17 protein-coding genes are annotated in these 17,323 nt (G+C 67.7%); 13 read left to right on the top strand and 4 right to left on the bottom strand.

Annotation, left to right across the window (positions count from 1 at the left end):
* Positions 1-448 precede the first annotated feature (448 nt).
* Both ACFQ4O_RS08345 and glnA read left to right on the top strand, forming a co-directional pair.
* Complete coding sequence (locus ACFQ4O_RS08345) at positions 449-787, top strand: P-II family nitrogen regulator (protein ID WP_378775237.1); 339 nt, start codon at positions 449-451, stop codon at positions 785-787.
* 65 nt (positions 788-852) lie between these two features.
* Positions 853-2,262 carry a type I glutamate--ammonia ligase gene (gene glnA, locus ACFQ4O_RS08340; protein ID WP_378775236.1) on the top strand — a complete coding sequence of 470 codons (1,410 nt, stop codon included), beginning with the start codon at positions 853-855 and terminating at the stop codon, positions 2,260-2,262.
* Positions 2,263-2,904: 642 nt separating this feature from the next.
* On the opposite strand, the gene ACFQ4O_RS08335 is transcribed toward glnA, so the two are convergent.
* Positions 2,905-3,942: a glutamine synthetase beta-grasp domain-containing protein gene (locus ACFQ4O_RS08335; RefSeq protein WP_378775235.1), complete on the bottom strand. Its 1,038-nt coding sequence runs from the start codon at positions 3,940-3,942 to the stop codon at positions 2,905-2,907.
* Between the two features lie 492 nt (positions 3,943-4,434).
* Here ACFQ4O_RS08335 and ACFQ4O_RS08330 point away from each other — a divergent pair, with 492 nt between their 5' ends.
* Complete coding sequence (locus ACFQ4O_RS08330; RefSeq protein ID WP_378775234.1) at positions 4,435-4,617, top strand: DUF2735 domain-containing protein; 183 nt, start codon at positions 4,435-4,437, stop codon at positions 4,615-4,617.
* Between the two features lie 497 nt (positions 4,618-5,114).
* On the top strand, positions 5,115-5,693 hold the full coding sequence (gene moxG / locus ACFQ4O_RS08325) for a cytochrome c(L), periplasmic (RefSeq protein WP_378775233.1): 579 nt from the start codon (positions 5,115-5,117) through the stop codon (positions 5,691-5,693).
* Between the two features lie 66 nt (positions 5,694-5,759).
* Here the strand turns inward: moxG and ACFQ4O_RS08320 are convergent, their stop codons facing one another.
* Positions 5,760-6,893: an acyltransferase family protein gene (locus tag ACFQ4O_RS08320; RefSeq protein ID WP_378775232.1), complete on the bottom strand. Its 1,134-nt coding sequence runs from the start codon at positions 6,891-6,893 to the stop codon at positions 5,760-5,762.
* A 744-nt stretch (positions 6,894-7,637) separates the two neighbouring features.
* Between ACFQ4O_RS08320 and ACFQ4O_RS08315 the strand changes: the two genes are divergently transcribed.
* The 3 genes from ACFQ4O_RS08315 (at position 7,638) to ACFQ4O_RS08305 (ending at position 9,305) form a co-directional block, all read left to right on the top strand.
* On the top strand, positions 7,638-7,952 hold the full coding sequence (locus tag ACFQ4O_RS08315; protein WP_378775231.1) for an ASCH domain-containing protein: 315 nt from the start codon (positions 7,638-7,640) through the stop codon (positions 7,950-7,952).
* A 201-nt stretch (positions 7,953-8,153) separates the two neighbouring features.
* On the top strand, positions 8,154-8,591 hold the full coding sequence (locus tag ACFQ4O_RS08310; protein ID WP_378775230.1) for a DUF1489 family protein: 438 nt from the start codon (positions 8,154-8,156) through the stop codon (positions 8,589-8,591).
* Positions 8,592-8,624: 33 nt separating this feature from the next.
* Positions 8,625-9,305: a DUF599 domain-containing protein gene (locus tag ACFQ4O_RS08305; protein WP_378775229.1), complete on the top strand. Its 681-nt coding sequence runs from the start codon at positions 8,625-8,627 to the stop codon at positions 9,303-9,305.
* Here ACFQ4O_RS08305 and cimA read toward each other — a convergent pair.
* Together cimA and cysS are read right to left on the bottom strand one after the other, a co-directional pair.
* Complete coding sequence (gene cimA / locus ACFQ4O_RS08300; RefSeq protein ID WP_378775228.1) at positions 9,293-10,903, bottom strand: citramalate synthase; 1,611 nt, start codon at positions 10,901-10,903, stop codon at positions 9,293-9,295. The two genes, ACFQ4O_RS08305 and cimA, sit on opposite strands and share 13 nt — an antisense overlap.
* 1 nt (position 10,904) lies before the next feature.
* Positions 10,905-12,263, bottom strand: a complete 1,359-nt coding sequence (gene cysS, locus ACFQ4O_RS08295) for a cysteine--tRNA ligase (protein WP_378775227.1) — start codon at positions 12,261-12,263, stop codon at positions 10,905-10,907.
* Positions 12,264-12,664: 401 nt separating this feature from the next.
* Here cysS and pqqA point away from each other — a divergent pair, with 401 nt between their 5' ends.
* The 6 genes from pqqA to ACFQ4O_RS08265 form a co-directional block, all read left to right on the top strand.
* Entirely contained in the window at positions 12,665-12,745 is an 81-nt protein-coding gene (pqqA, locus tag ACFQ4O_RS08290; RefSeq protein ID WP_128776471.1) for a pyrroloquinoline quinone precursor peptide PqqA, read from the top strand.
* A 57-nt stretch (positions 12,746-12,802) separates the two neighbouring features.
* Complete coding sequence (gene pqqB / locus ACFQ4O_RS08285) at positions 12,803-13,747, top strand: pyrroloquinoline quinone biosynthesis protein PqqB (RefSeq protein ID WP_378775239.1); 945 nt, start codon at positions 12,803-12,805, stop codon at positions 13,745-13,747.
* A gap of 21 nt (positions 13,748-13,768) precedes the next feature.
* Positions 13,769-14,524: a pyrroloquinoline-quinone synthase PqqC gene (gene pqqC / locus ACFQ4O_RS08280; RefSeq protein ID WP_378775226.1), complete on the top strand. Its 756-nt coding sequence runs from the start codon at positions 13,769-13,771 to the stop codon at positions 14,522-14,524.
* Positions 14,521-14,802, top strand: coding sequence for a pyrroloquinoline quinone biosynthesis peptide chaperone PqqD (gene pqqD, locus ACFQ4O_RS08275; RefSeq protein ID WP_378775225.1), 282 nt, complete (start codon positions 14,521-14,523; stop codon positions 14,800-14,802). Before pqqC ends, pqqD begins: the two co-directional genes overlap by 4 nt.
* Before the next feature lie 177 nt (positions 14,803-14,979).
* A complete protein-coding gene (gene pqqE, locus ACFQ4O_RS08270) occupies positions 14,980-16,155 on the top strand; it encodes a pyrroloquinoline quinone biosynthesis protein PqqE (RefSeq protein ID WP_378775238.1) in 1,176 nt (391 codons plus the stop codon).
* A gap of 164 nt (positions 16,156-16,319) precedes the next feature.
* Positions 16,320-17,323, top strand: a 1,004-nt coding sequence (locus ACFQ4O_RS08265; protein WP_378775224.1) for a DUF2865 domain-containing protein, incomplete at its 3' end; no start/stop codon positions are given.

The following is a 17,323-nucleotide window of genomic DNA, read 5'->3' as shown; positions in this document are numbered from 1 at the left end:
CGCGCGTCCGGCCACAGCTCCCGCGCTCGGCGCGCCACCGCGCCGCCCGCGGCCTCCATCAGCGCCTCGCCCGAGACGCCGGCTGCGACCGCGCGACGATCCGCCTCCGCCATCTCCGCGCAGGTGAGAAGCTCGAACGTCATGACCGCCCTCCCGCGACGGCTGGCCTGCGCGCGGAAAACGCCGGTCCGGCGCCCTGCCCAATTCTCGCGCGGGGTCGCCGCATAACGCGGCGACGATCAGCATAATTTTTCATCGTCATGCACACTTTATGGACATTGCCATCGCCGCAATTGGCTTCAGAACTGGAGGGCGTCGCGAACCCCGCAAGACGCTCCCCGCGTTTCGGACGGGTAGGAATGTTGGCATGCTTGGTGCTTAGATACGCACCGTTCCCTGCCTGCGACGGCACGGGCGCGCCGAGCGCGACACGGAGGAGCTCCCGGAAGTGAAGAAGATCGAAGCGATCATTAAGCCGTTTAAGCTTGACGAGGTGAAGGAGGCCCTTCAGGACGTCGGCGTGCAGGGCATCACGGTCACCGAGGCCAAGGGCTTCGGGCGTCAGAAGGGGCACACCGAACTGTACCGCGGGGCGGAATACGTCGTCGACTTCCTGCCGAAGGTGAAGATCGAGGTGGTGATCGGCGACGACGTCGTCGAGCGCGCGGTCGAGGCGATCCGCAAGGCGGCCGCGACCGGACGAATCGGCGACGGCAAGATTTTCGTATCGCCCGTCGAGGAAGCGATCCGCATCCGCACCGGGGAGAGCGGACTCGACGCGATCTGAACCGCTGCGGCGGAGCCCAGGGACGCATAAAAACAATCCTGAACAAGGACAAGGATAGAGTAGCGATGAATACGGCTCAGGACGTGCTCGCGTTCATTAAGGAGAACGACGTCAAGTACGTCGACCTCCGCTTCACCGATCCCAACGGAAAGTGGCAGCATGTCACCTTCGACATCACGATGGTGGACGAGGACTTCTTCATCGAAGGCCAGATGTTTGACGGCTCGTCGATCGGCGGCTGGAAGGCCATCAACGAGTCCGACATGCTGCTGATGCCGGACGTCGCCACCGCCTGCCTCGACCCGTTCTTCGCCGCCACCACGCTGTCCGTGGTCTGCGACGTGCTCGAGCCCACCACCGGCGAGCCCTATGAGCGCGACCCGCGCGGCACGGTGAAGAAGGCCGAGGTCTATCTGCAGTCGCTCGGCATCGGCGACACGATCTATGTGGGCCCCGAGGCCGAGTTCTTCGTGTTCGACGACGTGCGCTTCTCGGCCACGCCCTACAACACCGGCTTCCGTCTCGACTCCGTCGAGCTGCCGACCAACTCCGACACCGAGTACGACACCGGCAACCTCGGCCATCGCGTGCGCACCAAGGGCGGCTACTTCCCCGTGCCTCCGGTGGACAGCGAGCAGGACATGCGCGGCGAGATGCTGGCGGCCATGGCGGCCATGGGCGCCACGGTCGAGAAGCACCACCACGAGGTGGCCTCGGCCCAGCACGAGCTCGGCCTGAAGTTCGAGAAGATCGTCCGCATCGCCGACCACCTGCAGGTCTACAAGTACTGCATCCACCAGGTGGCGCACTCCTACGGCAAGACCGCGACCTTCATGCCGAAGCCGGTCTATGGCGACAACGGCTCGGGCATGCACGTCCACCAGTCGATCTGGAAGGACGGCAAGCCGGTGTTCGCGGGCGACAAGTACGCCGGCCTCAGCCAGGAATGCCTGTGGTACATCGGCGGCATCATCAAGCACGCCAAGGCGCTGAACGCCTTCACCAACCCGTCCACCAACAGCTACAAGCGTCTGGTGCCGGGCTTCGAGGCGCCGGTGCTGCTGGCCTACTCCGCCCGCAACCGCTCCGCGTCCTGCCGCATTCCGTGGACGAACTCGCCGAAAGCCAAGCGCGTCGAGGTCCGCTTCCCCGACCCGACCGCCAACCCCTACCTCGCCTTCGCCGCGCTGCTCATGGCCGGCCTCGACGGCATCGTGAACAAGATCGATCCGGGCCCGGCCATGGACAAGGATCTGTACGACCTGCCGCCGAAGGAGCTGCGCAAGATCCCGACCGTCTCCGCGTCGCTGCGCGAGGCGCTGCAGAACCTCGACAAGGACCGCGAGTTCCTGAAGAAGGGCGGCGTGTTCACGGACGACCAGATCGACAGCTTCATCGAGCTGAAGATGAAAGAGGTCATCCGCTTCGAGCACACGCCGCACCCGGTCGAGTTCGACATGTACTACTCGGTCTGACCGGACCGGCGTTTAAGCCATGCAGTTATCCAAGGGGCGCCTCCGGGCGCCCCTTTCCGTTTGCCCGGCGCACGCCGCGCGGGAGACGCGTCAGGCCATGGTCATCCGCATGCCGCCTGCGCGGCGACCAATGCGGCCGGCATGCTCCACATGCGGCTGGCCGGCGGGGAACTCCGCTGAGCCTGTGATGAGCGCCATGGGCGTCACCGTGGCGTCGGTTACGGAGATGGTCCGCGCCGGGCCTTGCGCCTAAGGCGCCGCTGGACATGAGCTTGTCGTCGGCTTCGCCATGATCGACGCGCGGTCGGCGCGCTGGTCGCAGCCGTTGTGCCGGCGAGCCTGAGAGGCGCGGGATCGGTGGCGCGCCGGTCGTCACGGAAGCCGCCCTGTTCCGCCGCCGCGCGTGGCGTGGCCTGAGCCCGCCAACCAAAGCGGGCGGCGGGCCCGTCTGCCAGCGGCTCAGCCAGGCCTTCGAGCGCGGCGCGGACGCCCGGCGCATCTGACTCGCAAAGCCGGCGCCCCACACTCGCGCCGCCCCAAGCCCTCCTCAGCGACGCCCGCGCACAAAAAAGACCCCCGCCTTGGGTAAGGCGGAGGCCATGTCAGACGCAGGCCCGCGGGTCGCGGACGAAAGTGAGGCGATCAGGCCGCGGCGGCGGCCTTTTCGGTCGGCACTTCGGAGATGGTCTTCAGCACCTGGGACGCGATCGCGTAGGGGTCGCCCTGGGAGTTCGGACGACGGTCCTCAAGGTAGCCCTTGTAGTCGTTCTTCACGAACGAGTGGGGCACGCGGATCGACGCGCCGCGGTCGGCGACGCCGTAGGAGAACTTGTTCCACGGCGCGGTCTCATGCTTGCCGGTGAGGCGCATGTGGTTGTCCGGGCCGTAGACGGCGATGTGGGCGTCGAGGTTGGCGTCGAACTGCGCCATAAGCGCCTCGAAATACTCCTTGCCGCCGACTTCGCGCATGAACTTCGTGGAGAAGTTGCAGTGCATGCCCGAGCCGTTCCAGTCGGTGTCGCCGAGCGGCTTGCAGTGGAACTCGATGTCCACGCCGTACTTCTCGGTCAGACGCAGGAGCAGGTAGCGGGCCATCCACACCTCGTCGGCGGCCTTCTTGGAGCCCTTGCCGAACACCTGGAACTCCCACTGGCCCTTCGCGACTTCCGCGTTGATGCCCTCGTGGTTGATGCCGGCCTCGAGGCAGAGGTCGAGATGCTCCTCGACGATCTCACGGGCCACGTCGCCGACGTTCTTGTAGCCGACGCCGGTGTAGTACGGGCCCTGCGGGGCCGGGAAGCCGTTCTCGGGGAAGCCGAGCGGACGGCCGTCCTTGTAGAAGAAGTACTCCTGCTCGAAGCCGAACCAGGCGTCCGGATCGTCGAGGATGGTGGCGCGGGCGTTGGTGGCGTGCGGGGTGACGCCGTCCGGCATCATCACTTCGCACATGACCAGCGCGCCGTTGGTGCGGGCGGGATCAGGATAGACGGCGACGGGCTTCAGCACGCAGTCGGAGCTGCGGCCCTCGGCCTGCTGGGTGGACGAGCCATCAAAGCCCCAGAGGGGCAGCTGCTCGAGCGTGGGGAAGGACTCGAACTCCTTGATCTGCGTCTTGCCGCGCAGATTCGGAACCGGCGTGTAACCGTCCAACCAGATGTACTCGAGCTTGTACTTCGTCATTTCCAAATCCCTCGCGGTGATCAGGCAGGTCGCGCCAGGCGCGGAACGGTCGCAGCGGCAAGCGGAGCCGTCCGCTGCGTTCGCCACCCTTTAAGCATGCCGCGTGCCAACCGCTGGTTGACGTCCGCGGCCGCCGACGAAACCTCCGGCCCGCGTCGCCTTAAACCCCTGATCGGCCTGACGACTTCGTCCCGTCCGGCCCGCCGTCACGCTTTCGAAGACGCCGTGACGGAGCGAAAACGAGGCGCCGTCCGGACGGCGCACACGCCCTGCCGTAGCCTGTTTGCACAACGATTGGGCATGATGCAGCCATCGCCGAAGGCACGCAGTGCTGACCTAAGTTGGCGTCGAATAGCGCAAACTATTCGCTGCTGAAATTTTGCGCTCCTACTGGACGAAGCAGGCATTCAATGTACATAAATCGAGCACACCCTGTTCGGGTGATGTCATCGGTCGACGCGACGACGCCGTCCGCGTTTGGAGACATGGAAAATGAGACGATCAGAACACACGTCTACGGCTCAGGTCTTGGCGTTTCCTGCGGGCGGACGCGCAGCCCTGAGCAGATTTAATGCACAGCCTCGAATTCAGGCGCCCGAGCCGCCGCGGGTGGAATACGGCTCGTGGTACCATCAGGCCGCGCTTGAAGAGAGCCGCCGGGGCTCGACGCGGTGAGACCAGCACACCACGACGCGCAGCCGACTGACAAAGGGCCGAAGCTCACCGCTTTGGCCCTTTTGCTTTGCGCGTGAGCGCTCACGCGACGGACGTCCGCCTTCGACGTCGATGGGCCGAGAGAGGGCGCCCTGCCCGCCCGCGCGACGCCTGCCTGCGCGTATCCGTATCGACGAAAGTCGAACAGATGAGCATGTCGTCAGTCAGATCAAGTCTTGCGTCCGACTGAACTTATGACGCTCGCGGCTAAATAGCGCGATCACGCCACATTCACAAACCTGTCATGCCAGATAATCCAAAGACTTAAATCAGAACGACATGACTATGTAGTCATAATAATATTATATTGTGAAATCATTCTGACAAGAACTTGAGCTTCAGAACCGTTCAAACCTGTTCGACTTGCTTTATGTCGCCGCCCATGGCGCTGCGGCGTCGTCCGCTGTCGTGGCGGGCGTCGCGTCCGTCGCGCGCCAAACAACAAATGGGAGAAACGCATGAGCAAGGGTCTTATGACCAGGGCCGCTCTGGCCGCCATCATGCTGGCGGGTGGCGGCGTGGCCGCTCACGCCGAGTTGACCTTCAACAACGCCGTCACCGGCGAAGTGCTGAACCTCGAGGACGCCGGCGAAGAGGGCAAGGACAGCGAGGCGTTCAAGAAGTTCCTTCAGACCGGCGTGAACCCCTACAACGAGGACAAGAACTGCCTGGCCAAGGGCCAGGAGCTCTACCTCGCCATGTGCTCTGGCTGTCACGGCCAGAAGGCGGAAGGCAAGCTCGGGCCGGGCCTCAACGACAGCTACTGGACCTATCCCCAGGGCGCGACGGACAAGGGCTTCTTCGAGATCATCTTCGGCGGCGCCACCGGCCAGATGGGCCCGATGTACGGCGCCCTCAACGTGGACGAGATGCTGCTCTCCATGGCCTGGGTCCGCCACCTCTACAAGGACGACCCCAAGGACGCCGGCGAGTGGCTGACGGAGGAGCTGGCGGCCAACTTCAAGCCGTATGACGCCAAGTCCGAAGTGCCGAAGCCGGGCGCGGACGCGCCGGAGAACTGCAAGCTCGGCGACTGAGTTCGCCGTACGTTTCGCGGGGGCGGACGCGCGACGCGGCGTCCGTTCCCCGCGGGCGGTTCCGGCTCAGCCCACCGCCCGCTTCGAGCGCGCCAACGCGCGCTGCGCCGCCTCCACCGCCGCCATGAACAGGCCCCGGCCGGGCTTCTCGATCCACGCGTGGGTCGCCACCGACACGAGCATCGTCGCCACGACCACGCCTGCGCCGGTGGCGAGACGGCCGCTCAGCGTCTCCGAAAAGCCCGACCAGTTGGCGAACTTGAACAGCGTCATGATGACCAGTCCGTGGGTCATGTAGATCGAGTAAGACAGGTCCCCGAGCCAGATCAGCCCCGGGCGGCGCAGCAGGCCCGGCGCGCTCCAGGTGGCGCGCGCGGCGAGCCCCACCACCAGCACCAGCATGGGCGGCCACAGCGCGTCGTAGGGCGCGTTCAGCGCGACCAGCGCGGCGCAGATCGCGATCGGCCCGGCGATGGTCAGCGCATAGACCGGCCGCGTCATGCGGCTCAGCGCGGGAACGTCGTCAAAGATGCGCCGCAGCAGGATGCCGGCGAAGAACGAGGGCACCAGCCGCGCCGCGCCGCCGTCGAAGGTGAGCGAGACGAGGTTCTCGTTCAGGACGGCGTGGGAGGCGAGGGACGCGGCTCCGAACAGCGCCAGCGAGACCGTGATCCGCAGAGCCGTTCCGCGCACCCGGTCGGCTGCGAGGAAGTAGAGCGGGATCATCATGTAGGCGATCCACTCGGCGCTGACCGACCAGGACGGCCAGTTCCACACCAGCCCGTCGGTCAGCCACACGGAGTGCAGCAGGCCGTTCGTCAGCAGGAAGTTGCCGAAGGTGTGCGGCACGTCGAGATCGCGCCCGATCAGCCGCGCCCCGAGCAGCAGAACGGCGGCGCCGAGCGTGGTGGCGAGATGCAGCGGCCACAGCCGCGCCAGCCGGCGCACCAGAAACTGGCCGTAGCGGAACTGCCCCGCCTTCCAGGCCGGATCGTACATATGGGCCAGCACGAAGCCGCTCAGGATGAAGAACAGATCGACGACGATGCGGCTGTATTCGATGGCGTGAGGATAGGCCTGGGGCAGCACCATCACGGTGGTGTGCGCGAGCAGGATCCAGATCGCGGCGAGCCCGCGCACGGAGACGAGCTCAGGCAGCAGCATGCCGGACGTGAACGCCTTGTGTGTGTTCGTCTCCATCACGCGCCCCTCCTGCTCCCTCAAGCGCGCGGCATACTACGCGCGCAATCCTTTATCCTTTGCCTAGGCGGGCCGCGACGCAGGTTGTCATGCAGTCATCATCTTTCACGCTTTGGCCTCTTGACGGCCCGGCGCAAGGCGAGCAGACTTCAATGGTCAGCAACGAACACGGAGGTTTAAGAAAATGACTCCGCCGAAGCGTGTAGACACACCGCACTGAAGCGTATCCGGAACGCTTTGGAGTGGAAGACATACAATTTATCTGATTTGACGGCGAGGCCGGACTTGATGGCTTGACCATGACATCTGCAGATCGGAGCAGATGGCGTGGGTGAAGCCGGCGACGATGGCAAGCCGATGAAGAGCAGATCGAAAGCTCGACAGGTTCAAGCGCAGCCGATCGCCCTGATGGGCCGGCCCTCATACAGATGAACCTGCGTGTTCGACACGAAACGCCTCCCCGGCTCACCCCGGCGGGGGCGTTTCCCGTTTAAGGGGCGCGGCGCGAAAAGCATCCGACGTGGTCGTGACAGCGCCACGCTTGAACACGACCGCGCGAGCTGACGCACCAGCCGGCGTGGACGTGGCCCGACCGCCTGGATGGGTGGCCCGGCCGGTGTTGACGCGGGCCGGCCGCGTACGCCGAACAACGATGGGCGCGTCGCGCGTCCCGCCCGATCCCGACAGGCTTGCGTTGGTGCTGGCGCTCCGGACGTCGCCACGATCAGCAGCACGGAGCGCGCCATGAGAGCCGTCTCCGTCGCGGTCCCAAGCGGCCGTTGGATCGTAACCGGCGCCGCGACGCCGAAGGCGCGCCGCTCAGCGCCGGGTCTGCGCGCCGACGAGGACATGCTGATCCTCGAAAACCACATTTTTGAGAACCACATCTTTTTGCGCAGCGACGACGAGGAGGACACGGACGGGCGCGTCGCAGCCCTCGTGCACGGTGTGACCGTGCGCCCTTCTGTTCCAGCGGACAGGGAGGCGGCCTGCGGACGCGTCTTCGAGCACGGTTGGCTGGCGCGGACGTCCGGCCCATGTCGTCAAGCCTCGCCGTAGCGGCGGCGCGGGGCATATACGACCTCGCGCCGCCGCCGGATATGCGGATCGAACGCCCCTTGTCGGCTCGATCCTCGGACGGCGACGTTCGAGCCCGCGTGTGAGATTAAGACCTGTGGACCACGCTCCCACGCGGCTCGGGCGAGGGCCAAAGTGGCGTTAGGGTCGGCCGCGACCTGACCTTGCGGGAGCTTTCGGCCCATGGCCCTCCATCTCCAGAAACTCTGCGTCGGCTGCGACTCCGTCGACGACCTGCGGGGGTGGCTGGACGAGCGTCTGGCCGAAAAGCGCCGCAAGGGCGAGGCGGCCGAGCACGCGCATGTGACCCGCATGGCGCCGAAGCGCGCCGAGGAGCTGCTCGACGGCGGCTCGCTCTACTGGGTCATCAAGGGCGTGATCCAGGCCCGGCAGACGCTGCTCGATCTGCGTCTGCGGCGCGGCGACGACGGGATCGAGCGCTGCGCCATCATCCTCGCCCCGGAGCTGGTCCCGGTGCGGCCGCAGCCCCGGCGGCCGTTCCAGGGCTGGCGCTATCTCACGAGCGCCGACGCGCCGCCGGATCTCGCGGACGATGCGCTCGCCGCCCCCGGTCTGCCGCCGGCGCTGGCGCAGGAGCTTCGGGCGCTTGGTCTGCTATAAGGGCGCCGCCGCCTGCAGACCGGACACCCGCCGATGAACTCGCTCTACGACCTGTCGAACCTGATGGCGATCGGCTATTTCCTGCTGGTATGGTTCGGGCATTTCGCGTGGTCGGAGCACTCGCCCGCGAGCCTGAATTCGGTGATGGAGCTGCGGCGGCGGGACTGGATGCGGCGCATGGCGGAGCGGGAGAACCGCATGCCAGACGCCATCGCCATGCAGGGGCTTCAGAACGGCTCCGCCTTCTTCGCCTCCACCACGCTCATCGCCATCGGCGGCGCCTTCGCGGCGCTGGGCGCCAGCGGCAACGCGATCGAGGTGTTCTCCTACCTGCCGCTCGGCATCGCCATGACCCGCGAGGTCTACGACGTGAAGGTGCTCGGGATGGCGGCGATCCTCGTCTACGCCTTCTTCAAGTTCGTGTGGTCGTACCGGCTGTTCAACTACGGCTCGATCCTGGTGGTCTGCACGCCGCCGCGCGACGAGGCGGGCTCGCCCGAGATGGCGGTCGCGATCGAGCGCGCCACGCGCATGAACATCGAGGCCGGCCGCCACTTCAACCGGGGTCTGCGCGGCGTGTTCTTCTCGCTCGCCTATCTCGGCTGGTTCGCGAGCCCCTGGGCGCTGATGGCGACCACCACCGTCGTCACCATCATCCTGCATCGCCGCCAGTTCGACTCGAAGCCGCTGGAGGCCGCGAGCTACGAGGACTGATCCTCCGCCGGCGCGCCGGCCTTCAGCAGCTTGTAGACCATGCTGTCCACCAGCGCCTGGAACGAGGCGTCGATGATGTTCGGCGAGACGCCGACGGTGGTCCAGCTCTCGCCGTCCGCGTCGGTGGATTCGATCAGCACCCGCGTCACCGCCTCGGTGCCGCCGTTCAGGATGCGCACCTTGTAGTCGGTGAGCTTCAGGTCGGCGATGTAGGGCTGGTAGCGGCCGAGGTCCTTGCGCAGCGCGAGGTCGAGCGCGTTGACCGGGCCGATGCCCTCCGCCGCCGTCATCAGCGTGTCGCCGTCGACCCGCGCCTTCGCCACCGCCTCGGAGACCGTGACCAGCTCGCCGAGCGAGTTGTGGCGCCGCTCCACCATCACGCGGAAGCTCTCCACCGCGAAGAACGTGGGCACACGCCCGAACGCGCGCTTGGCCAGCAGCGCGAACGACGCCTCCGCGCCCTCGTAGGAATAGCCTTGCGCCTCGCGCGCCTTCACCTCGGCCAGCAGGTCGTCCAGCCGGGGATCGGCCTTGTCCGCCTCGACGCCGATGCGGGCGAGCTCCGCCAGCAGGTTGGACTTGCCGCCCTGGTCGGACACCAGCAGCCGGCGCCGGTTGCCCACGCGCTCCGGGTCCACGTGCTCGTAGGTGCGCGGGTCCTTCAGGATGGCGGAGGCGTGGATGCCGGCCTTGGTGGCGAAGGCGTTGGCGCCCACGTAGGGCGCGTAGCGGTTGGACGGGCGGTTCAGCAGCTCGTCGAACGCCCGCGACAGCTGGGTCAGCGAGGCCAGTCCCTCGTCTGTCACGCCGATCTCGAACCGCTCGGCGAGGTCCGGCTTCAGCTTCAGCGTCGGAATGAGCGTCGTCAGGTTGGCGTTGCCGCAGCGCTCGCCGAGCCCGTTCAGGGTGCCCTGCACCTGCAGCGCGCCGGCCAGAACCGCGGCGAGCGAATTCGCGACCGCAAGCCCCAGATCGTCATGGGCGTGGATGCCGAGATGGTCGCCCGGCACGGCGTGGATCGCCTCCCGAACGATCTCCGCGACCTCGTGCGGCAGCGTTCCGCCATTGGTGTCGCACAGCACCACCCAGCGCGCGCCGGCCTCGTGGGCCGCATGGGCGCAGGCCAGCGCGTAAGCCGGATTGGCCTTGAAGCCGTCGAAGAAATGCTCGCAGTCGATCATCGCCTCGCGCCCGGCGGCGACGGCCGCGCGCACCGTCTCGCGGATCTGCTGCAGGTTCTCGTCCAGCGAGACGCCGAGCGCGTGGGTGACGTGGAAATCCCAGGTCTTCGCCACAAAGCAGCAGGCGTCGGCCTGCGCCGCCAGCACGCCGCGCAGGCCGGGGTCGTTGTCGGCCGAACGCCCCGCCCGCTTGGCCATGCCGAAGGCGGTGAAGCGCGCCCGCTCGGTGCGCCGCTCGGCGAAGAACTCGGTGTCGGTGGGATTGGCGCCCGGATAACCGCCTTCCACGTAATCGACGCCCAGCCGGTCGAGCAGCCGCGCCACGACGATCTTGTCGTGCAGCGTGAAATCGACGCCGGCGGTCTGCGCGCCGTCGCGCAGCGTGGTGTCGAACAGGTGAACGCGATCCCGGCTCATCTCACGACACGGCTTCCCAGGTGGTGCCCGCGGGTCCGTCCCGCAACGCCACGCCCGCGGCCAGCAGCTCGTCGCGGATGCGGTCGGCCTCGGCGAAGTTGCGGGCCTTGCGGGCCGCGAGCCGCGCGTCGATCAGGCGCTCGATCTCCTGCTCCGGCAGCGCCGCCTGCGGCGCATGGGCGGCGCGCCAGTCGGCGAACACGTCCGGCCGGAAGCCGAGGAAGCCCAGCGTGCCGGCGAGCGCCTTGCGGGCGCCCTCGGCGCGCAGCTTGTGGATTTCCGCGATCATGCGCGGCGTGTTCAGATCGTCCGCCAGCGCCTCCAGCACGGCCGGCGCGGGGCGCGGATCGGCGTCGGACGCCGCCGCTTCGAACCAGCCGGCAAGCGTCTTCTCGGCCTCCTGAAGGCCCTTCAGCGTCCAGTTGATGGGCTGGCGGTAATGGGCGGAGAACATGGCGAGCCGGGCCACGTCGCCCGGCCAGTCGGCCAGCACCTCGCGGATGGTGACGAAGTTGCCGAGCGATTTCGACATCTTCTCGCCCTCAACCTGCAGGAAGCCATTGTGCATCCACACATTGGCCATGCGCTCCTCGCCGAAGCAGCAGGTGGACTGGGCGATCTCGTTCTCGTGGTGGGGGAACACCAGATCGATGCCGCCGCCGTGGATGTCGAACACTTCGCCGAGAATCGCCGCCGACATGGCCGAGCACTCGATGTGCCAGCCCGGACGGCCGGCGCCCCAGGGGCTGTCCCACGCGGGCTCGCCGTCCTTCGACGGCTTCCACAGCACGAAATCCATCGGCCCGCGCTTGTAGGGCGCGACCTCGACCCGGGCGCCGGCCTGCATCTCGTCCAGCGAGCGGCGCGCGAGGCGGCCGTAGGCCGGCATCGAGGCCACGTCGAACAGCACATGGCCTTCCGCCTCATAGGCGTGGCCGCGCGCGATCAGGCGCTCGATCACCTTGACCATGTCGAGGTCGTCGCCGCCCCGGCAGATGAACTCGGTGGCGCGCGGCTCCTCGGTCGGCCGCAGCGTCCCAAGTTCCGCCACATCCTCGTGGAAGCCGCGGGCGGTCTCCTCGGTGAGCTGGCGGATGGAGATGCGGCGCTCGGCGGCGCGGGCGTTGATCTTGTCGTCCACGTCCGTGAGGTTGCGGGCGTAGATCACGTGCTCCGGGCCATAGACGTGGCGCAGCAGCCGGAACAGCAGGTCGAAGACGATGACGGGGCGGGCGTTGCCGATGTGCGCGCGGTCGTAGACCGTCGGCCCGCAGACATACATGCGCACGCGGCTCGGATCGATCGGCGCGAAGGCGTCCTTCGCGTGGGTCAGGGAATTGTAGAACCTGAGCGCAGTCACGCCCGTCTCCTCTGCCTCTGGCGGGCCGGGACATCGCTCTTCTCTGGAACGATCTCTGGAACAACAGCGTGCGACACGATCGCCCGTCGCAGGCGGACGGGAACCGGGCTGCGGCGCGATCCGTGTGACGGCCGGCGCGGCGCGGGACAATGGGCGCCGGCGCGGGCGACGTCAAGACGGCGAAGGCTTCCGCCGATCGCCCGCGGGGGCGCACAGCCGCGCGAGGGGCCGCTTTCCGGCGATTATAAGACGATCATGAGAATCTTGAACCGCATTACCAAGATTTAAGGCGCGGCGCGCTGGCGCCCCCTCCCCCGAGGCGCTATCTTCCAACGTGCGCCGAAGATGAACGAGAATTCGTCTTTGAGAGCGCAAGCATTGGAAACCCTCAGGAGGCTATCATGGCCATTTGGACCGCCCCGATCGTTGAAGAGACCCCCGTCGGCCTCGAAGTCACGTCCTACAGCCCGGCTGAGCTCTGAGCTGACACGTGGCTAATCCGGGAACGATCGACGAAACGTTAGGTTAAAGCCATGGCGTTGCGCACGGTCGTTCTCGGCTCCGCCGCCGGCGGCGGCTATCCTCAATGGAATTGCCGCTGCTCGGTCTGCGCGCTTGCGTGGCAGAACGATCCGCGGGTGACGCGACGGACGCAGTCGTCGATCGCGGTGGAGACGGGACAGGGCCTCTGGACCCTCTTCAACGCCTCGCCCGACCTCCGGTCGCAGATTCTCGCCACCCCGCAGATCCAGCCGACGGGCCTGCGTGAGACCCCGATCCGCTCCGTGGCGCTGACCAACGGCGACGTGGACCATGTTGACGGGCTGATCACCTTGCGGGAGCGCTCGCCGCTCACGCTCTACGGAACGCCGGAAATCCTCGGCATCATCGACGCCAATCCGGTCTATGGCGTGCTCGCCAAGGACATGGTGGCGAAGTCCCCCGTCACCCTCGGCGCGCCGTTCACGATCGACGAGGCGACGGTCGAGTTCTTCGGGGTGCCGGGCAAGGTGCCGCTTTATCTCGAGACCGAGAAACTTGTGATCGGCGACGTGGGCGGCGAGACGGTCGGCGTCGATATCCGGCGCGGCGGCGCGCGGCTCGTGTACATTCCCGGCTGCGCCGTCGTGAACGACGACGTTCTGGCCCGCGTGGACGGCGCCGACGCCCTGCTGTTCGACGGCACGGTGTTCGAGGACGACGAGATGCGCAAGGCCGGCGTCGGCGTGAAGACCGGCCGCCGCATGGGCCACGTGCCCATGTCCGGCGAGGGCGGCTCGCTTGAGGCGTTCAGGGATGTGAAGGTCGGTCGCAAGATCTACATTCACATCAACAACACCAACCCGGTCCTGATCTCCGGCTCGCCCGAGCGGCGCGCCGTCGAGGCGGCGGGATGGCAGGTTTCCGACGACGGCATGGAGATCGCGCTGGGCGGCTCCGCCGGACGCCGGGTCGAAGCGGACCGCGGGTCAACCGCGGCCTGACACTGCGGAGGACGTTTCGCGATGCCTGCCGATCTTCTTTCACCCGCTGAGCTTGAGGCGCGCCTGCGCGACGTCGGCGCGCGGCGGTATCACAGCCTGCATCCGTTCCAGATCCGTCTCCAGTCGGGCCAGTGCTCCCGCACCGAGGTCGAGGCCTGGGCGCTGAACCGCTACCTCTATCAGGCCTGCATTCCCCAGAAGGACGCGCAGATTCTGGCGCGCATGGAGAACGCGGACGACCGCCGCGCCTGGCGCCAGCGCATCGTCGACCATGACGGCGAGCATGAGGGCGAAGGCGGCATCGCCAAGTGGCTCAAGCTGACCGACGATCTCGGCCTCGACCGGGAGACGGTGACCTCCGGCCGGCTCGCCCTGCCCGCCACCAAGTTCGCGGTGACGTCCTACATCAGCTTCGTGCGCGACCGGCCGCTGACCGAGGCGGTGGCGTCCTCGCTCACTGAGCTGTTCTCGCCCTCCGTGATCAAGGTGCGCTCCGAGGGCATGCTGGCGAATTACGACTACGTCACGCCCGAGACGCTGGCCTATTTCAACAAGCGCCCGGTGCAGGCCAAGCGCGACAGCGACTTCGCCCTCGCCTACGTGACCGAGCACGCGCGCACCCGCGCCGAGCAGGACGCGGTGATCGCCGCGCTCGAGTTCAAGTGCTCCATGCTCTGGACCATGCTGGACGCGCTGGAGCACGCCTACATCTACGCCAAGCCGTGGCCGGACGCGTTCCACGCCGAGGACGGCGCGGCGCGGCAGGCCGCGGAATGACGGACGTCCTGTCGGAGCACGTTCCGAAACTGCCGCGCGGCGTGCGTCTGCGCCGCGACGAGGTGCGCGACGAATGGCTTCTGCTTGCGCCCGAGCGCGTGCTGAAGCCGAACCCGATCGCCGTCGCCGTGCTGGAGCGCTGCGACGGCGTGCGCAGCGTGGCGGAGATCGTGGCGGACCTCGCCACGGCCTACGCCGCGCCGGCGGATCGGATCGAGGCGGATGTGAAGGCCATGCTGGCCGATCTCGCCGACAAACGGGTGCTGGATCTGGGTTGAGCCCGGACAAGGCGTTCGGCCTGGAAGACGCCGTGAAGGCGCGGCCGGACCGGCGGGATAAGCAGGGCGTTGACCGGAAGCGGCGCCCCGCCGTCTCGCCCGCCCTGACGACGGGCCTGTTCCTGTGGGACAGGCCCTGACGCGCGGCCAACGAGGAGGGAACGCGAAATGAACGACATGACCGTTCCGAACGCCGCCAGCGCCACCCGCGTGCCGCCGCCGGCCCCGCTCGGCATGCTGGCGGAGCTGACGCACCGCTGCCCGCTCTCCTGCCCCTATTGCTCGAACCCGGTCGATCTGGACAAGCGCTCCACCGAGCTCGACACCGAGACATGGAAGCGCGTGTTCTCCGAAGCCGCCGCCATGGGCGTGCTGCACCTGCATCTGTCCGGCGGCGAGCCCACGGCGCGCAAGGACATCGTGGAGCTTACCGCCCATGCGGTGAAGGTCGGGCTCTACACCAACCTGATCACCTCCGGCATCGGCGTCACCCGCGAGAAGCTGCAGGAGCTGGCGGACGCCGGGCTCGACCATGTGCAGCTCTCGATCCAGGACGCGCTGCCCGACAACGCCGACCGCATCGCGGGCCTGAAGGGCGCACACGAGAAGAAGCGCGTGCTCGCCGCCCATGTGCTGGACCTCGGACTGCCGCTCACCATCAACGCTGTGATCCACCGCGCCAACATCGAGAACATCGAGGCGCTGGTGCACATGGCGCTGGAGTTCGGCGCCCGGCGCGTGGAGGTGGCCCACTCGCAATATTACGGTTGGGCGCTGGAAAACCGGAACATGCTCATGCCCACGCGCGAGCAGGTGATGACGGCGGCCGAGACGGTGGAACGCCTCCGGGCGCAGCTTCAGGGCAAGCTCGTCATCGACGCGGTGGTGCCGGACTATTACGCGCGACGCCCGAAACCCTGCGTCGGCGGCTGGGGCAAGCAGTCGCTCAACGTCACGCCTCAGGGCAAGGTGCTGCCGTGCCACGCGGCGGAGACCATTTCGCACCTTCAGTTCGATTACGTCACCGAGAAGAGCCTGTCGGAGATCTGGACCAACGGCTCCGCCTTCGAGGCCTATCGCGGCACGAGCTGGATGAAGGAGCCCTGCACCTCCTGCCCGCGCAAGGAGATCGATTTCGGCGGCTGCCGCTGCCAGGCGCTCGCCATCACCGGCGACCCGGCCAACGCCGACCCGGCCTGCTCGCTGTCGCCGTTCCACGCCAAGATCACCTCGCTCGCCCTGAAGGCCGCCCAGTCCGGCCGCGACGAGTATGTCTATCGCTCCTTCGGCGGCGTGGACGGCAAGCCGAAGGTGCAGATCACGCGCTCGAACGCGAGCCCGACCGCCGGCTGATCCGGCGGCGGGAACACGCCCGCCGGCTCGGGCGTTCCGTGCGAATCCACGCCTTCGTCCTCATGCTGGTCACATTCGCGGGCCTCTGTGCGGAACGACTCCAAAGCGGTATGGATCGGGCGAGGCGGCGTGGCTCGTCCGACGAGTCGCCGGAAAGGATGCGCATGAGGTCGAGATTCGTAACGCTCGCGGCGGCGGCGCTGTCGCTCGTTCTGACGATCGGCGACGCGCGCGCGCAGCAGGGATCCGACCAGTGCCTTCGCCTCGAGGCCCAGCTCGTCGCGCTCGACCGCGGCGGGGCCCGGCGCGCCGATCCGCGCCAGATCGAACGCGACGCCAGCCGGCAGGAGTATGAGATCGGCCGCACCCGCGCCTATGCGCGCGGGCTCGGCTGCGGCCGCGGCTTCCTGTTCTCGTCGCCCCCGCCCGAATGCGGCGATCTGGAACGGCGCATGCGCCAGATGGAGGCCAATCTCGACCGGCTGCGCTCCCAGGCGGCGCAGGCCGCCCAGAGCGGCGGCGGCGATCCGCGCCGGCGCGAGCTGCTGTTCGCCCTCGCCCGCAACCAGTGCGGCCCGCAATACCGCCTCGTGGAGCGCCGGGTGGAGCGGCCCCAGCAGCAGGAGCGGCGCGGCTTCTTCTCCATGCTGTTCGGCGGCGGACGCGACGAGCCGCCCCAGCAGGAGACCATCGTGGAGCCGGAGATGGACCCCGGCAGCACGCCGCGGGTCTCCACCTTCCGCACCGTGTGCGTGCGCACCTGCGACGGCTTCTTCTTCCCCATTTCCTACCAGACCACCCGCAACGCCTTCCAGCGCGACGAGGCGATCTGCCAGGCCACCTGCCCCGGCTCCGAGGCGAAGCTCTACGCCTATCCCAATCCCGGCGGGCAGATGGAGCAGGCCTCGAGCGTGGACGGCGAAGCCTACGCCAAGCTCGAAAACGCCTTCCGCTACCGCAAGGAGTTCGTGGCCGGCTGCTCGTGCAAGCCGGAGGGCATGAGCTGGGCCGAGGCGCTGGCCGGCGTCGAGGACAAGACGGTCAAGAAGGGCGACATCGTCGTCGACGAGCAGAAGGCGCAGGAGATGTCCCGCGCGCCGGGCGCCGCCGGCGCCCCGAAAAGCCCGACGCCGCAGGCCCGCGCGCCCCGCGCCCAGCCGGCGGAAGA

The sequence above is a fragment of the Methylopila musalis genome (genome assembly GCF_042679725.1).
GTDB classification, from domain to species: Bacteria; Pseudomonadota; Alphaproteobacteria; order Rhizobiales; family Methylopilaceae; genus Methylopila; species Methylopila musalis.
Note: the sequence above shows the minus strand (reverse complement) of the source record. Positions and strands in the feature narration are given on the sequence as shown.

Bases quoted from the DNA above. Each gene is read 5' to 3' on its own strand.
- glnA (WP_378775236.1), top strand. From the start codon at position 853: ATGAATACGGCTCAGGACGTGCTCGCGTTCATTAAGGAGAACGACGTC.
- ACFQ4O_RS08335 (WP_378775235.1), bottom strand. From the start codon at position 3,942: ATGACGAAGTACAAGCTCGAGTACATCTGGTTGGACGGTTACACGCCG.
- ACFQ4O_RS08330 (WP_378775234.1), top strand. From the start codon at position 4,435: ATGAGACGATCAGAACACACGTCTACGGCTCAGGTCTTGGCGTTTCCT.
- moxG (WP_378775233.1), top strand. From the start codon at position 5,115: ATGAGCAAGGGTCTTATGACCAGGGCCGCTCTGGCCGCCATCATGCTG.
- ACFQ4O_RS08320 (WP_378775232.1), bottom strand. From the start codon at position 6,893: ATGGAGACGAACACACACAAGGCGTTCACGTCCGGCATGCTGCTGCCT.
- ACFQ4O_RS08315 (WP_378775231.1), top strand. From the start codon at position 7,638: ATGAGAGCCGTCTCCGTCGCGGTCCCAAGCGGCCGTTGGATCGTAACC.
- ACFQ4O_RS08310 (WP_378775230.1), top strand. From the start codon at position 8,154: ATGGCCCTCCATCTCCAGAAACTCTGCGTCGGCTGCGACTCCGTCGAC.
- ACFQ4O_RS08305 (WP_378775229.1), top strand. From the start codon at position 8,625: ATGAACTCGCTCTACGACCTGTCGAACCTGATGGCGATCGGCTATTTC.
- cimA (WP_378775228.1), bottom strand. From the start codon at position 10,903: ATGAGCCGGGATCGCGTTCACCTGTTCGACACCACGCTGCGCGACGGC.
- pqqA (WP_128776471.1), top strand. From the start codon at position 12,665: ATGGCCATTTGGACCGCCCCGATCGTTGAAGAGACCCCCGTCGGCCTC.
- pqqC (WP_378775226.1), top strand. From the start codon at position 13,769: ATGCCTGCCGATCTTCTTTCACCCGCTGAGCTTGAGGCGCGCCTGCGC.
- pqqD (WP_378775225.1), top strand. From the start codon at position 14,521: ATGACGGACGTCCTGTCGGAGCACGTTCCGAAACTGCCGCGCGGCGTG.
- pqqE (WP_378775238.1), top strand. From the start codon at position 14,980: ATGACCGTTCCGAACGCCGCCAGCGCCACCCGCGTGCCGCCGCCGGCC.